Genomic DNA, 14640 nt, shown 5'->3' on the forward strand with positions numbered 1-14640 from the left:
CGCTCAAGGGAGACAGACCCAGCGTCCTTGCTGTCAGTCAATCATTAGGCATCGCTTCCGAACCAGGGACAGGCACAGACCTGCCGTGCGTTGACCAATGCAGTCTCTCGCCGGCATGCCGCCGCAGATCGTGCTTCCGGTCCTGTGCCCTGATGGCGTCGGCGACAGGCGCGTACAGCGCCGACCCTTCCTCTGGCTCAGTCGGCAGCTGCACGTTCAGAACGACATCGCACTCCGCGCAGTATAAGGAGAGCATCAGGCCAGTGGTTACCCGCACTCCGTTGACAACGACGGCCAGAGGGTCCCCTCTCGGATCGCCCAGATTGAGGTATCTAGCGTTGTGATCCGGAGGGCATCTCGGACACGTCCGTTTCGGACCGGGATCGTCCGATGCCCCGTCTTGGCCGACGCGAAGTTTCGGAAAGATGGCCATGCGGTTGCTCGCTGAGACTTAGACTCGGGATCTTGGAAATCTCCCGCAAAAGGGCGCTCACCTCAAATTCCCCATAGCGATCCGCAACAGACCGTCTTGCGTGACCCACAAGTGCGTCGACGATGTCCGGCGCTAGCCCATGCCTCCGTCCCAAGGTTCGCATGCGATGCCGCCAACTATGATTTGGTTGAAGACGCGGGTCTGTGATGCCTAGAGATCTGACCCACCGACCGAGTTGCTTTGTGCCCGTACCACCTCTGCGCCCGAATTTATCTGGCCGTAGGCCCGAAAAGAGCGGCCCGGCACGGACGCTCTCGACAAACTTCAGGAAGCCTTCGTCTACCAGGGCCTGATGCAGCGGGACAGTTCGCTCTGCATTGACTGTCTTTAGCGAGCCAGCTTCGGGCACAAGGCGCATACACCAGATGTCGTCGATCCGGACGATGTCCTCACGCCGAAGCTGACAAACCTCGGACAGGCGTGCTCCCGAGTAAGCGCACACCCAGGGCACCCAACGGCGGACCGGGTTCGGTTCCGACCGTGCGGCCGTGAGCACGACCGCTGCTTCCTGATCGCTGAAGCTTCGCTTCTGAGTGCCCGCTGCTGCCTTCACATCGACGGTGATGCGTTCGGCGGGATTGGCAGGAAGCCGGCGGTTGTCGACAGCCCAGCGCAGAACCGCCCTGACAGGTGCAATCTTGGCATCGCGGATGGTCTTGCCATGCAGACCACTCGCGATCATCTGCGCCTTCCAGCCGATGAGATCATCCGGGGTCAGCCTTCCCGCATCGTCGTGGCCGAGAAAAGCAGTGAGCTGTTTGAAAACCCGCCGCCACTCGTAGAGCGTCTTAGGCGCAGGTTTGTTCTCGGCAGCCCACCCAGCAACTAGTTCCTCGAACGGAATCGGCTTTCTTACAGCCCTCTTCTGGATGGGGATGGGTGCCTCCGACGCGAGCGGAGGCTCGTCATCGACCCGACCCTCAGCGTAGCTCTCCAAAGTGAGGCTGGCCCGCTGGATCGCTGCGGCGACGGCCTTCTCTAGCCTTGCCCGGCTGCGCTCGTCGACGATCAGCCCTCGCGCCTGCAAGAGCTCGTCTGCTGTCCGCCGACACCAGTCCTCCTGGTTTCGGACTTGGATCTCATCTATGTCGAGGCGGGAAAGATAGTCTGCGGACAATAGCTGGTTGGGATCCGGCTGCTGCCACATCTGGTTGGCAATGTCGGTTCGCCAACTTTTCTGGTCCTCTGGAGTATCCCGGTAAGCGGTGAGCCACCGGGCATGGGCGAAGCTCGACAGTTCCCGGATGTCCTCAAGGGTCAAGGTTTGAGGACCTGCACGGAGGTTGGCCCACTGAGCCTCCAGCTCCGCCAGGGCTTGCAAATGGCGCGTCTTGGCTTGCGCGGGATCGCGCGTTTCTAGACTCCGGCTTACCTCAGCCTTGCCAACGATGGACACGAGGTCCTTCGGCACGCGTTTGCGGAGCCAGAAAATACCGGTTTTGGGATGCTTGAACGGACGGGACATCAGAAGGACCATGTGGACACCCGTGTGTAGCACTCGGGCGACGCTAAGACTATGATCCCGCTATATTTCTTCTAACATCAACCACTTAAAGAGTGGTTGGTGCCCAGGAGAGGACTCGAACCTCCACGGCTTTCACCACTGGTACCTGAAACCAGCGCGTCTACCAATTCCGCCACCTGGGCATGCCTGTTCGGCGAGGCTTCGTTTACGGTGCTTCTCGGGTTACGTCAATCACTGAAAATGCGTCCGATGCGCTTTCTTGGCGCAACGCCCCTTCACAGGGGGGCGGCGTTTGACTAGAGACATGGCTCAATTCACGGCCAAGTCATTGATAGGACATGTCCTTGACTGGCCTGTCCCTTGAGCGGTCAGTCCCATGTGACCAGGAGGATTTCATGATCGGCGCCCTTCGCACGCCTGAGCAGCAAACTGTCACGGTCTTCGGCGGATCGGGCTTTCTCGGCCGCTACGTGGTCAGCCTCCTGGCCAAGCGCGGCTATCGCGTGCTGGTGCCCACCCGCCAGCCGCATCTCACGACCTTCCTGCCCATGGGCAAGGTCGGCCAGGTGTACCCGATCCACGCCAATATCCGCTCGCCGGACTCGATCCGGCACGCGGTGATGCGGGCCGACCATGTGGTCAATCTCGCCGGGATCCTGCAGGAGAGCGGCCGCCAGACCTTCGAGACGGTTCACGCCGAGGCGCCCCGCCTGATCGCGGAAGCCGCCGAGAAGGCGGTGTCCTTCGTCCACGTGTCGGCTCTCGGCGCCAACGCCGATTCCGAATCGGCCTATGCCCGCTCCAAGGCCGCAGGCGAGGCCAATCTCCTGAAGGTGCGGCCGGACGCGGTGATCCTGCGCCCCTCCGTCCTGTTCGGGCCCGGCGACAACACCTTCAACCGTTTCGCGTCGCTCGCCCGCATGCTCCCCGTGCTGCCGCTGCCGGGCGCCGACACGCGTTTCCAGCCGGTTTATGCGGGCGACGTGGCCGAGGCCATCGTGCGCGCCGTGGACGGCGCGGTGAAGCCCGGCATCTACGAGCTCGGCGGTCCCGAGATCCGCAGCCTGCGTCAGATGATGGAATTCGTCTGCGAGGTCACCGAGCGCAAGCGCGCCATCGTTCCGGTGCCGAACGCGGTCGCCCGGTTCCAGGGCACGGTCATGGGCGCCCTCGACAGGCTCACCCTCGGCCTCCTGCCGGACGAGATCGTCACCACCCACGACCAGGCGATCCTGCTCGAGACGGACAACGTCGTGTCCGAGGCCGCCATCGCCGAGGGCCGCACCCTCGAGGCGATCGGCGTGACGCCCACCACCATCGAGGCCGTCGTGCCGTCCTATCTCGTGCGCTTCCGCAAGACGGGCCAGTTCGACCTCAAGCGCAACGCCACCGCCACGACGCCGGACCTGCTGGCGCCGCGGTCAGGGGGCGCGTCGTCCGACTTCCACCCGGAGCGGGCGTCCGGTCCGGCCGCGATCGACCCGCCGAGCGCCGTGAGGAATTCCCACTAGCGCGCCTCGATCGACGCGCGGTCCTCGTGGCCACGCGGAAGCCGCCTCGCCGGATCCCGCGTGAGCCTCTTGTGCATGTGAACCATCATCGCGGCGCCGAAGATCGGCGTGATGAGATTGAGCACCGGCACGAGGACGAGGCCCGCCAGGACGGCACCGGCGGCCAGAACCGTGCCGCGATGTTCGGAACGCAGGCGCTTCACGTCCTCGGGCGACCAGAAGCGGCCGGCCGCCAGCTCGAAATATTCGCGGCTCAGCAGATAGGCGTTGGCCACGAAGAACACGCCGATATTGATCCCGGGCACGAAGAGCAGGAGCAGGGCAACGAGGTTCACCGCCAGCGAGAGGGCGCCGAAGCGCAGGCCGTAGAGAATGGCCTTTCCGAAGGGCAGAGCCCGGCCCGGCGGATCGGCCGGATAGCGCCGACCCTCCACCACCTCGGCCACGTCGTCGAGGAAATAGCCCGCCACGATGGCGGAGACCGCAGGCAGCAAATAAACGAGCGCGACGAACAAGCCGAAGCCCGCCAGGAAGAACGCGAGCGTGTCGAGGATCGGATAGGTCTCGCTCAGATGATGCCCGGCGAGGAAGCTGTCGAGAACGCGTGTCAGACCGACCCAGACCAGCGCCAGAAGGGCCAGGGTGAGGCCGATGGACTTCCACAGGATGCCCCGGAGCGCCGGGGAAAACACGTCGCGGGCAGCCGCGACAACCGTCTGGATCAGCATGTCTCGTTCGTCTTTCCGGAGCATCGGGCGTAAACAGGGCTTTCACCCTTGGGCCGCGTCCGAGGCTCCCTTGTCAAGATGGCGCGCCTCGTCCGGGAAGGCGTGGCCTTTAGTTATGAACCCACCTCTCGGTTCGCGAGAGGGTGCCAGAGAGGGAGACATTCGTGCCGCTCGAGAATCCACCCGCCCTCACCGTCTCTCAGGACACCGACGTGGTGATCGTCGGAGCCGGCAGCGCCGGCATCGCGGCGGCGCGAAGGCTCATCGCCGAGGGGCTGACGGTCGCAATCCTCGAGGCGCGCGACCGGATCGGCGGGCGCACCGTCACCCGCCTCTTCAGGGGCCATCCGGTGGACCTGGGCGCCCATTGGCTTCATGCCGGACCGATCAACCCGCTCGTGAAGCTCGGCTCGGCCCGGGGCGAGCCCCTGAGGCGCGCACCGACCAGCGGCCATTTCTACGTGCGCGGCAAGCCCGGGAGCCGCGCCCAATTCGACGCCCTCGACCGCGCCTTCGCCAGGGCCGACCGGGCGATGACACAGGCCGCCAGGGAGGACGAAGACCGCGCGGCCGCGAAGGCCCTGCCGCCGGGCATGGGCCCGCAGGGCCGCCGTGTGCGCGACATCCACGGCCTCGTCTCGGGGCGGCCGCTCGACGAGGTGAGCCTGCACGATTTCCCGAGCATGGAATATGCCGACAACCTGTTCATCGCAGGCGGCCTCGGCAGCTATGTGGCAAGGCTCGGCCGCAACCTGCCGGTCCGCCTGCGCACGGTGGTTCACGGCATCGACTGGTCAGGGCCCGGCGTGCGGGTCGAGAGTTCCGCCGGCACCCTTCGGGCGAGGGCCTCCCTCATCACCACCCCCATGGCGGTTCTGCAGGCCCGCGCGATCCGCTTCGCGCCTGCCCTGCCGAACCACGTGCAGGAGGCGATCCACGGCTTTCGCCAGGGCGTCTACGAGCACGTGATCCTGCACTGGCCCGATGCGCCCTTCCGGGGCCCGGACCGGCTCGCGACGCTCACCGGAACCCGACGCTCGCCTCCGGGCCTTCTCACGCGCATCGACGGCACGCCCTTCCATTTCTTCGAACTCGACCAGCCCCATGCTGCGCGATTCGATCGCCGCGACCCCGACGCGCCCGGGCGCTACGCCAGGGACGTTCTGGCCGAGCATTTCGGCGCGCGCGCCATCCGCCACATGAGCGTGATGCATGCCACCGCATGGCGGAGCGATCCCTGGTCGCAAGCCTCCTGGGCGGTCGTTCCGCCCGGCCTCGCACCGATTCGCGAGGCGCTCAAGGCGCCCGTCGGCGATCGGATCTGGTTTGCCGGCGAGGCGCTCTCCCGGGCACAATGGGGCACGGCCGGAGGCGCGTGGGAAGAGGGCGAGCGGGCGGCGGGCGAGGTTGCGGGGCTGCTCAAGACCTCACGATGAGGGCAATCCCGATTCGAGGCGCTCGCGGACCCAGGCGACGGCCTCCTCCAGGCTTGGGAAGACGGACGGACTGGGCGTCATGAGAATGCTGCAGGGCCCGAAGCCCGCCTCCAGGAACCAGCCGCCGGTTTGACGGAGGCTGCCTGCGTTCTCCTCCGCCGAGACCTTGGCGAAGACAGCGACGAGGTCGGCGCCGGAAAAGACGAGCCGTCCGTCATGGCTGCCGCCGTCGCTCAGGACGGAGACGGGCTGAAGGCGGATTTCCGAAGCGGATTGTTCCGGCATCTAGCGATGTTCATGCTGGAGGTTGAGATAGGTGGGCGTGAATTCGCCCACATTCTTCAGACGCTCCCAATCGAGGATCGTCAGAGCGTCGCCCTGCCATCGGATGAGTCCCTCCTTGCGCAGCTCCTGCAGCACGCGGTTCACGTGCACGGTGGAAAGCCCCAGCGTGTCGCCGAGTTCCGCCTGGGTGAGCGGCAGTTGGAACGTGTCGCCGTCCGTGCGCCCGACGGTTTTGAGGCGCAGAAAAAGCTCGCAGATGAAATGCGCCATGTGGGCCGTGGCGGACAGGCGCCCCATGGCGGTGAGCCATTCGCGGTGGATGGCTCCATCGATGAGCGTATTGAGCCACAGCAGGCGCGTCAGGTGGGGGTGTTCGTCAGTGATCTTTTCCAGGGCCGCATGCGGCACCAGGGCGATGCGGCAGGGCGTGAGCGCCAGAACGCCGTGGTCCATCGTCCTTAAGAGGAAGCTGTGCAGGTCGACGAAATCGCCGGCGACATGGATGGCCGTGATCTGACGCCGCCCGTTGGAAAAGATCTTGTAGCGCGCGGCAAAGCCGTCGAGCAGCAGGTTGCTCTCGGAGGGATGCTCGCCCTCATGCACGATGTCCTCGTCCGCCTCGACCACGCGAACGCGCGAAATCGCGCTTTCGAGAACCCGCTTCTCGTCATCGGAGAGGCGGTCTCGCTGTTCGAGCTTGAGAACGAGAGGGTTGGTATTCATGAAGGCTTTTCATGGAGGAATGAGAAACCCTTCTGGCCGCTTCGGACCCGGCCATGCACTCACATATGTTATATGGGAGAGGGTTCTCCTGTGCGCCCATGAGCGATGCCTTGCCCGTCCGAGAGCCCGCCGGGGCCTTGGCCCTCGGCAGGACTCTGCTCGTGAGGACATCACGAACGGCCTTCTTCAGGCCTCCGCGTGGCCTGGAGCATGCGTGATATCCTAGAGCATCGGACCCAAAAGGGGACTTGCACTTTTGGGATCAATCCGATGCTTTCTTTCTTCAATGAAAGCATCGTTCGCGCGGCCCTCTGGGTCCGCACGATGCTCTAGAGCATGCTCGGCAGCACGCGGTCCGGCGGCTTGTGGCCGTCGATGAAGGCCCGGATGTTGACGAGCACCTTCTCGCCCATGGCGATGCGGCCCTCATGGGTGGCCGAGCCCATATGCGGCAGCAGCACCACCTTGCCCTGCTTGGCGAGCCGCACGAGGCGCGGGTTGACGGCGGGCTCCTCCTCGAACACGTCGAGGCCCGCGCCCGCGATGGCGCCGGCTTCGATGAGCTTGGTGAGCGCACCCTCGTCGATGATCTCGCCGCGCGCTGTGTTCACGACGATGGCGTCGGGCTTCATGAGCTTGAGGCGGCGCGCCGACAGCAGGTGGTAGGTGGCGGGCGTGTGCGGGCAGTTGACGGACACGATGTCCATGCGCGCCAGCATCTGGTCGAGGGATTCCCAGTAGGTCGCCTCGAGCTCCGCCTCGATCTTCGGCGGCACGTGGCGGCGGTTGTGGTAATGGATCGACAGGCCGAAGGCCCGGGCGCGGCGGGCGAGCGCCTGGCCGATGCGGCCCATGCCGACGATGCCGAGCCGCTTGCCGGTGATGCGCCGGCCCAGCATCCAGGTGGGCGACCAGCCCGCCCAATCCCCATCCGGAATCACCCTGGCGCCTTCCGTGATGCGGCGGGCGACCGCGAGGATGAGCGCCATGGTCATGTCCGCCGTGTCCTCGGTGAGCACGCCCGGCGTATTGGTGACCGTGATGCCCTTCGCGACGGCCGCCGCCACGTCGATGTTGTCGACGCCGTTGCCGAAATTGGCGATGAGCTTGAGGCTGGGCCCGGCTTGCCCGATCAGCCCGGAATCGATCTCGTCCGTGATGGTCGGCACGAGCACGTCGGCCGTGCGGACCGCCTCGGCCAGCTCCTCCCGGGAGAGAGGCTTGTCCTCCAGGTTGAGGCGGGTGTCGAACAGCTCCCGCAGGCGTGTCTCGATCACGTCGGGAAGGCGGCGGGTGACGACGACGGCAGGTCTCTTTTTCATCGGCTCCAGCAATCCCGCATCGAACGGCCGGGTTTCGGAGAGGCTTTCACGCTCCCTTAACCCTGCTCCGGCAACAAAAAGCGACGAGCCGCCGCGTGGCGGCATCAGCCAAGCTTCTCTATCAGAGGCTTCAAGCAGACACAAAGTCGCCGAGAGGGATGCCATGCGCAAGATCGTCGTTGCCGTTGCGGCTTTTCTTTTGAGCGCAGTGTCGGCCCAGGCGCAGCAGCCCCAGGGGCAGCAGCCGCCCGGCGGGCGCCTCGGCACCGGCCTGCCCGTTCCGCGCTATGTGAGCCTGAAGACCGACCGCGTGAACCTGCGCGAAGGTCCTTCCAAGGATCACCGGACGGCCTGGGTGTTCCAGCGCGCGGGCCTGCCCGTGGAGATCATCGCCGAATACGAGACCTGGCGGCGCATCCGCGATTCGGAAGGCACGGAAGGCTGGGTGCTGCACTCCCTCCTCTCGGGACGGCGCACGGCCCTCGTGATGCCCTGGGCCAAGACCGGCGAGCCGCCGATCAGCCTTCTCGAGCGGCCGGAGGACAAGAGCGGGGTCGTGGCCCAGATGCAGCCGGGCGTGATCACAAACGTGAAGGCCTGCGACGGCAAATGGTGCCGCGTCATGATCACCATGGACAACGCGCGCGACCTCGACGGCTATGTGCAGCAGGAAAGGCTCTGGGGCGTCTATCCGAACGAGCAGATCGAGTAGGCTCCGAGGATGGGCCGGCGTTTCCACTTTATCAAGGAATGGCCTGATAGGTAACGGAGTATCATACCTCACCTTTCGGGACCCGGTCCATGTCCATCAATCTGAGCTTCAAGCTCCTGCCCATCCTCGCCCTGATCCTGGGCATCGCTTCCCTTGTGGCACCGCGCTTTCTCAACGTGTTCGTGGCGATCTTCCTGATCGTCTACGCGCTGGTCGGATTCGGCTTCATCCGCTGACGAATCCTCAAGCGGCCCTTCGGCCGCCCAGGATCCGTCCCCCGAACACGTTGAGCGCGAGGCCCGCCACGATCACGGCCCCGCCGACGGCCTCGATGGGCCGCATGGCTTCACCCAGAATGAGGGCCGAGCCGAGGATCCCGGCCACGGGCACGAGCAGGGCGAACGGCGTCACGGTGGCGGCCGGATAGCGGGAGAGCAGGTAAGCCCAGAGTCCGAAGGCGAAGACGGTGGTGGGATAGGCGAGATAGGCCACGGCCCCCCAGGTGCCCGGACCCATGGCGGACAGGGCCGCGATCACCGGGCCGGGACCGTCGAGGAGAAGCGACAGCGCCAGCAGGGGCAGGGGCGCGACGAGGCTCGACCAGACGATGTAGCCCAGCATGTCCACCCGGCCGGCCCGCTTCGACACGATGTTCGCCACGCCCCAGGCCGCCGCCGCGGCCACCGTCATGAGAAAAGGCCCGGCCCCGCTGCCGGACAGGCGCGGCACGGCGATGATCACGAGGCCGCAGAACCCGACGAGGCCGCCCAGGACCTGGTGGAGGCCGGGCCGCTCGTTCATGACGAGGCCCGCGAACAGGATCGTGAAGAACACCTGCGCCTGCATGACGAGCGAGGCGAGGCTGGCCGGCATGCCTAAGGCGATGGCCGCAAAGAGCAGGCCGAACTGCGCGACCCCGAGAAAGAAGCCGTAGGCCAGCACATTCCCGAGCGGAGCCTTGGGACGCGGGACGAAGAAGACCGCCGGAACGGCGGCGAAGAGGAAGCGCAGGGCGCAGAGCAGCAGGGGCGGCATGGTGCCGACCCCGAGCTTGATCACCACGAAGCTCAACCCCCAGATGACGGTGACGAGAACGGCCAGGAGAGAGTGGGCGAGCAGCATGGGGGAGCCTAAGCATCGGACCCAAAAGTGGACCTGCACTTTTGGGATAGATCTGATGCTTTCCTTTGAGATGAGAGCATCCTGCAGATCCAGAGCGCCGCGTCGGTGACCGAAGGGCCGGTCAGCCACAAGTCCCAGTGCTCTGGCCGCTCCGAAGGCCCGTTCGGAGGGTTTTAAGCCGACTTGCGGCGAAGGCGTACGATCACCTCGACGCCGGCCACTTCCATGCCGTCCGGCGGCTCGGGCAGATCGGCCACGCTCACGCCGGAGGTGGCGGGCATGTCCACGAGCTCACCCTCGTCCTCCAGGAAGAAGTGGTGGTGCTCGGTGGGGTTGGTGTCGAAATAGGCTTTGGAGCCGTCGACGGCGAGCTGCCGCAGGAGGCCGGCTTCCGTGAACTGGTGCAGGGTGTTGTAGACGGTCGCCAGGGACACGGGCACGCGGGCGCGGCTCGCCTCCTCGAACAGCATCTCGGCCGTGATGTGGCGGTCGCCCTTGCCGAACAGGAGCCATCCCAGCGAGACCCGCTGGCGGGTGGGGCGCAGACCGACGCGGCGAAGCTTGTCGCGCAGCTCGGAGAGCGGGCAACCCCTCCGGTGGGCCGGAGCCGTGGTGGACTCGATATAGGCGGACAAAGGATCGGTCATTATCGGAACTGTTTGCGGAAACGAGCGCTTCTATCATCACAATCATAGGAAAGCGAGAGGGTCGCCGCAAGGTGATCCACGGTCGCGCTTAAGGATTGTCCCTGAGGAACGGAACGGCAAAAGAATCGCCGCCCGGCACCCGGGTCCCTTTGATGGACGGCCAAGCCTGTGCTACCAGAGCCCCATCGAAGGCCCCGGGACCTGCCCTGGGCCGCTTTTTGAGAACGCGATGAAAGGATCGGCACCCCGGATGGCCCGCCAGTCCAGCTTTAACTACGAAGAGCTCCTTGCCTGCGGGCGCGGAGAATTGTTCGGCTCCGGCAATGCGCAGCTGCCCTTGCCCCCCATGCTGATGTTCGACCGCATCACCTCCATTGCCGAGGACGGCGGCGAATACGGCAAGGGCCACGTGCGCGCCGAACTCGACATCCGCCCGGACCTCTGGTTCTTCCCCTGCCATTTCCACGGCGATCCGGTCATGCCGGGCTGCCTGGGGCTGGACGCTCTCTGGCAGCTGACCGGCTTCTTCCTGGGCTGGGGCGGATCGCCCGGCCGCGGCCGGGCCCTGGGGGTCGGCGAGGTGAAGTTTTCCGATCAGGTGCTGCCCACCGTCAAGAAGGTGGTCTATGGCGTCGACCTCAAGCGCGTGTTCCGCTCCAAGCTGGTGCTCGGCATCGCCGACGGCTGGCTCGAGGCCGACGGACGGCGCATCTACGAGGCCAAGGACATGCGCGTCGGCCTGTTCCAGGCGGAGACCCCGGCCGGCGGCTAAAGACGGCTCAGGGGCGCCACCAAGCGTCCCCGAGACCCACGACATATCGTTCATCATGTTGACAAGACATGATCTTTTCGAAAAACCGGCCCTGCCGCGTGCGGCGGGGCCATCGGGTTCGACGGATCGCCCGGCGATCCCCCGCAGGCTCGCGGTTGAGAATGAGCCGGTCCGGCCTTACGTGTTTAAGTCACAAGGCTGGCATGCAAGATTCTATGAAGAGGTAGGCTATGAGGCGCGTCGTCGTCACCGGAATGGGCATCGTTTCGTCCATCGGCAACAACACGCAGGAGGTGCTTGCCTCTTTGCGCGAAGCGAAGTCGGGCATTGCGAAGGCCGAGGATTACGAGACGTTCGGCTTCCGCTGCCAGGTGCATGGAGCCCCGCAGATCGACGTGGACAGCCTCGTCGACCGCCGGGCCATGCGTTTCCACGGCCGCGGCACCGCCTGGAATCATGTGGCCATGGATCAGGCGATCCGCGATTCCGGCCTGGAGGAGAGCGACATCTCCAACGAGCGCACCGGCATCATCATGGGCTCGGGCGGCCCCTCCACCCGCGTGATCGTGGAAGCGGCCGACATCACCCGCGACAAGGGTCCCAAGCGCATCGGCCCGTTCGCGGTGCCGAAGGCCATGTCCTCCACGGCGTCCGCCACGCTTGCCACCTGGTTCAAGATCAAGGGCGTGAACTATTCCATCTCGTCGGCCTGCGCGACCTCCAACCACTGCGTCGGCAACGCCTACGAGATGATCCAGTACGGCAAGCAGGACGTGATGTTCGCCGGCGGCTGCGAGGACCTGGACTGGACCCTGTCCAACCTCTTCGACGCCATGGGCGCCATGTCCACCAAGTACAACGAGACCCCCTCCCGCGCCTCGCGCGCCTATGACGCCAACCGCGACGGCTTCGTGATCGCCGGCGGCGCGGGCGTGCTGGTGCTGGAGGAGCTGGAGCACGCCAAGGCCCGTGGCGCCAGGATCTACGGCGAGATCGTCGGCTACGGCATGACCTCCGACGGCTACGACATGGTGGCGCCTTCGGGCGAGGGCGCGGTGCGCTGCATGCGTATGGCGCTCCAGAACGTGCGCGAGCCGGTGGACTACATCAACCCGCACGCCACCTCGACCCCGGTCGGCGACCAGAAGGAGATCGAGGCGATCCGCGAGGTGTTCGGCTCGGGCGACAAGTGCCCGCCGATCTCGGCCACCAAGTCGCTCACCGGCCACTCGCTCGGCGCCACCGGCGTGCAGGAGGCGATCTACTCGCTCCTGATGATGCAGAACCGCTTCATCTGCGAGAGCGCCCATATCGACGAGATCGACCCGGCCTTCGCGGACATGAACATCGTCCGCAAGCGCATCGACGACGCAAAGATCGACACGGTCCTGTCGAACTCGTTCGGCTTCGGCGGCACGAATGCCACACTCGTCTTCAGCCGCTACAACGGATAAGACGTCATAAACCTGAGACGGCGCCGTGCGATGTCCCGAAATCACAAGGGGGACCTCGCATGGATACGCTCATTGAAATCAAGACCAAGGCTCCGGATGCACGGTTTGCTAACGATCGGCGTCCGACAATCGAGCCGATGCATAGGGGGACCCGTATGAGCGGTCTGATGCAAGGAAAGCGCGGCCTCATCATGGGCGTCGCGAACGACCATTCCATTGCCTGGGGCATCGCCAAGGCCCTGGCCGAGCACGGCGCGGAGCTCGCCTTCACCTATCAGGGCGAGGCTCTCGGAAAGCGCGTGACGCCGCTCGCTCAATCGCTGGGCTCGGACCTCGTGATTCCCTGCGACGTGGAGGACCTCGCCTCCGTCGACGCCGCTTTCGAGGCCATCGACCGGCGCTGGGACTCCCTCGATTTCGTGGTCCACGCCATCGGCTTCTCCGACAAGTCGCAGCTCAAGGGCTCCTATACGGAGGTCACCACGCGCGAGAACTTCTCGCGCACCATGGTCATCTCCTGCTTCTCCTTCACGGAGATCGCGCAGCGCGCCGCCCGGCGCATGAAGAACGGCGGCTCGCTCCTCACCCTCACCTATGGCGGCTCCACCCGCGTGATGCCGAACTACAACGTGATGGGCGTGGCGAAGGCGGCGCTCGAGGCGTCCGTACGCTACATCGCCAACGATCTCGGCCCCGCCGGCATCCGCTGCAACGCCATCTCGGCGGGCCCAGTCCGGACCCTCGCCGGCGCCGGCATCGCCGATGCGCGCCTGATGTTCACCTACCAGAAGGCCCATTCGCCCCTGCGCCGGAACATCACCATCGACGATGTGGGGGGTGCCGCCCTCTACATGCTGTCCGACCTTTCCGGCGGCGTGACCGGCGAGATCCACTACGTGGATTCCGGCTACAACATCATCTCCATGCCGCGCCCCGAGGTGCTCAAGGCCCAGGACGCCGCTGGCGTGACCGGCGAGGAAGCCTGACGGCGTCTCCGTCACCGGATCAGCCGCCCGCCTCGTCGTAGCACAGGGCCCAGCCCGATCCGGTGAACCAGCACCGTTCGGGCCGGGCGGGGCGCCGCCAGATCAGGCTGCGGACGAACTCGATCCCGCCCCCTTCGAACGCGGCCTGAAGAGCCTGACGCTCGGGGCCGGGTTTCGACAATTCGCCGTCCGCGCAGACGAAGAAGGCCCGGCCCAGCCATCGCACCGCCAATCCTGTCTCATGGTGCGTCACGAGAAGGCCCGCGCCGTGCAGGGCGTGGGTGCCTCCCCAGGAGCTCGGCCTGGGCCGGGGCAGACCAAGAGGGAAGATGACGCGCCCATCGGGCTTCAAGCGATCGATCCAGGCATCGGCGGGCTTTTCGACGGAAAAGTTCACATAGACCGCATCGACATCCTCGCGCGGCCATCCGGCGCCGTCGCCCTCCACCACCGTGACGTTGGGCCGGTCTGCGAGATTCGCACGCGCCGCCTGCGTGAGGACGGGGTCGAGCTCGACTGCCAGCACATGGCCCTTCTCTCCGACGAGTTCCGCCAGGATGGCGGTGTAGTAGCCGGTTCCCGCCCCGATCTGCGCGACGCGCTCGCCCTCGCGGAGGGCCAGGGCGTGCAGCCATCCCGCATGAAGGGACGGGCTGCCGTTGTTGACGCCGCGGTGGGGCGCAAGCGCCAGGAGCACGTCCTGATAGAGCACGGCGGGATCCCGGGATTGCAGCGGCTCGTAGCCGCCGGCTCCGCGCGCGAGAGTCCAGGGCGGCTCCCCGAGAAACCGCTCCCGCGGCACGGCTGCGAAGGCCCGTTCGAGCCTGATATCGTCCGAGGCGCCCACGAGGGCCAGGATCTGCCTGGCATAGGCGCGGCGGACCAGGGCCAATTCTTCAGTCGTGAAAGCGGGTTCCAGCATCGGTGCGGTCCTGGTATCGGCTCACCGTCCGAGGCCGGGAGCACCATGGCAACCGTCGCGCC

General features: G+C 65.9%; 15 protein-coding genes and 1 tRNA gene. 7 read left to right on the forward strand and 9 right to left on the reverse strand.

Features of this window, described 5'->3' with window-relative positions; genetic code table 11:
• Positions 1-332 precede the first annotated feature (332 nt).
• Together E4K09_RS27305 and E4K09_RS27310 are read right to left on the reverse strand one after the other, a co-directional pair.
• Entirely contained in the window at positions 333-1970 is a 1638-nt protein-coding gene (locus E4K09_RS27305) for a DUF6538 domain-containing protein (protein WP_193557363.1), read from the reverse strand.
• An 85-nt stretch (positions 1971-2055) separates the two neighbouring features.
• Positions 2056-2140 (reverse strand) — tRNA-Leu (locus tag E4K09_RS27310).
• Between the two features lie 213 nt (positions 2141-2353).
• Here E4K09_RS27310 and E4K09_RS27315 point away from each other — a divergent pair.
• On the forward strand, positions 2354-3469 hold the full coding sequence (locus E4K09_RS27315) for a complex I NDUFA9 subunit family protein (protein WP_134500754.1): 1116 nt from the start codon (positions 2354-2356) through the stop codon (positions 3467-3469).
• On the opposite strand, the gene E4K09_RS27320 is transcribed toward E4K09_RS27315, so the two are convergent.
• Positions 3466-4197: a sulfate transporter family protein gene (locus tag E4K09_RS27320; RefSeq protein WP_134500755.1), complete on the reverse strand. Its 732-nt coding sequence runs from the start codon at positions 4195-4197 to the stop codon at positions 3466-3468. The genes E4K09_RS27315 and E4K09_RS27320 overlap by 4 nt on opposite strands.
• A 164-nt stretch (positions 4198-4361) precedes the next feature.
• Between E4K09_RS27320 and E4K09_RS27325 the strand changes: the two genes are divergently transcribed.
• Entirely contained in the window at positions 4362-5633 is a 1272-nt protein-coding gene (locus E4K09_RS27325; protein ID WP_244610722.1) for a flavin monoamine oxidase family protein, read from the forward strand.
• On the opposite strand, the gene E4K09_RS27330 is transcribed toward E4K09_RS27325, so the two are convergent.
• The 3 genes from E4K09_RS27330 to E4K09_RS27340 all read right to left on the reverse strand — a co-directional run bounded on the left by E4K09_RS27330 (position 5625) and on the right by E4K09_RS27340 (position 7963).
• Positions 5625-5918: a hypothetical protein gene (locus E4K09_RS27330; RefSeq protein WP_134500757.1), complete on the reverse strand. Its 294-nt coding sequence runs from the start codon at positions 5916-5918 to the stop codon at positions 5625-5627. The genes E4K09_RS27325 and E4K09_RS27330 overlap by 9 nt on opposite strands.
• A complete protein-coding gene (locus tag E4K09_RS27335) occupies positions 5919-6641 on the reverse strand; it encodes a Crp/Fnr family transcriptional regulator (RefSeq protein ID WP_134500758.1) in 723 nt (240 codons plus the stop codon).
• 329 nt (positions 6642-6970) lie between these two features.
• Complete coding sequence (locus E4K09_RS27340; RefSeq protein WP_193557364.1) at positions 6971-7963, reverse strand: 2-hydroxyacid dehydrogenase; 993 nt, start codon at positions 7961-7963, stop codon at positions 6971-6973.
• A gap of 163 nt (positions 7964-8126) precedes the next feature.
• Between E4K09_RS27340 and E4K09_RS27345 the strand changes: the two genes are divergently transcribed.
• The gene (locus E4K09_RS27345; protein ID WP_134500759.1) at positions 8127-8675 is read left to right on the forward strand and encodes an SH3 domain-containing protein; all 549 of its coding nucleotides are present in this window, start codon (positions 8127-8129) and stop codon (positions 8673-8675) included.
• Between the two features lie 89 nt (positions 8676-8764).
• Entirely contained in the window at positions 8765-8911 is a 147-nt protein-coding gene (locus tag E4K09_RS27350) for a DUF3096 domain-containing protein (protein ID WP_091132489.1), read from the forward strand.
• Positions 8912-8918: 7 nt separating this feature from the next.
• On the opposite strand, the gene E4K09_RS27355 is transcribed toward E4K09_RS27350, so the two are convergent.
• Both E4K09_RS27355 and irr read right to left on the reverse strand, forming a co-directional pair.
• On the reverse strand, positions 8919-9797 hold the full coding sequence (locus E4K09_RS27355) for an EamA family transporter (protein WP_134500760.1): 879 nt from the start codon (positions 9795-9797) through the stop codon (positions 8919-8921).
• Between the two features lie 173 nt (positions 9798-9970).
• A complete protein-coding gene (gene irr / locus E4K09_RS27360; protein ID WP_134500761.1) occupies positions 9971-10444 on the reverse strand; it encodes a Fur family transcriptional regulator Irr in 474 nt (157 codons plus the stop codon).
• Between the two features lie 250 nt (positions 10445-10694).
• Between irr and fabA the strand changes: the two genes are divergently transcribed.
• The 3 genes from fabA to fabI all read left to right on the forward strand — a co-directional run bounded on the left by fabA (position 10695) and on the right by fabI (position 13656).
• Positions 10695-11216, forward strand: coding sequence for a 3-hydroxyacyl-[acyl-carrier-protein] dehydratase FabA (gene fabA / locus E4K09_RS27365; RefSeq protein ID WP_193557365.1), 522 nt, complete (start codon positions 10695-10697; stop codon positions 11214-11216).
• Between the two features lie 230 nt (positions 11217-11446).
• A complete protein-coding gene (gene fabB / locus E4K09_RS27370) occupies positions 11447-12670 on the forward strand; it encodes a beta-ketoacyl-ACP synthase I (protein WP_134500763.1) in 1224 nt (407 codons plus the stop codon).
• A gap of 155 nt (positions 12671-12825) precedes the next feature.
• Positions 12826-13656, forward strand: coding sequence for an enoyl-ACP reductase FabI (fabI, locus tag E4K09_RS27375; protein ID WP_134500764.1), 831 nt, complete (start codon positions 12826-12828; stop codon positions 13654-13656).
• A 19-nt stretch (positions 13657-13675) separates the two neighbouring features.
• Here the strand turns inward: fabI and E4K09_RS27380 are convergent, their stop codons facing one another.
• Positions 13676-14578, reverse strand: a complete 903-nt coding sequence (locus tag E4K09_RS27380; protein ID WP_134500765.1) for a protein-L-isoaspartate O-methyltransferase family protein — start codon at positions 14576-14578, stop codon at positions 13676-13678.
• Between the last annotated feature and the right edge of the window lie 62 nt (positions 14579-14640).

It is taken from the genome of Microvirga pakistanensis, from assembly GCF_004458765.1.
Classification (GTDB): Bacteria; Pseudomonadota; Alphaproteobacteria; order Rhizobiales; family Beijerinckiaceae; genus Microvirga; species Microvirga pakistanensis.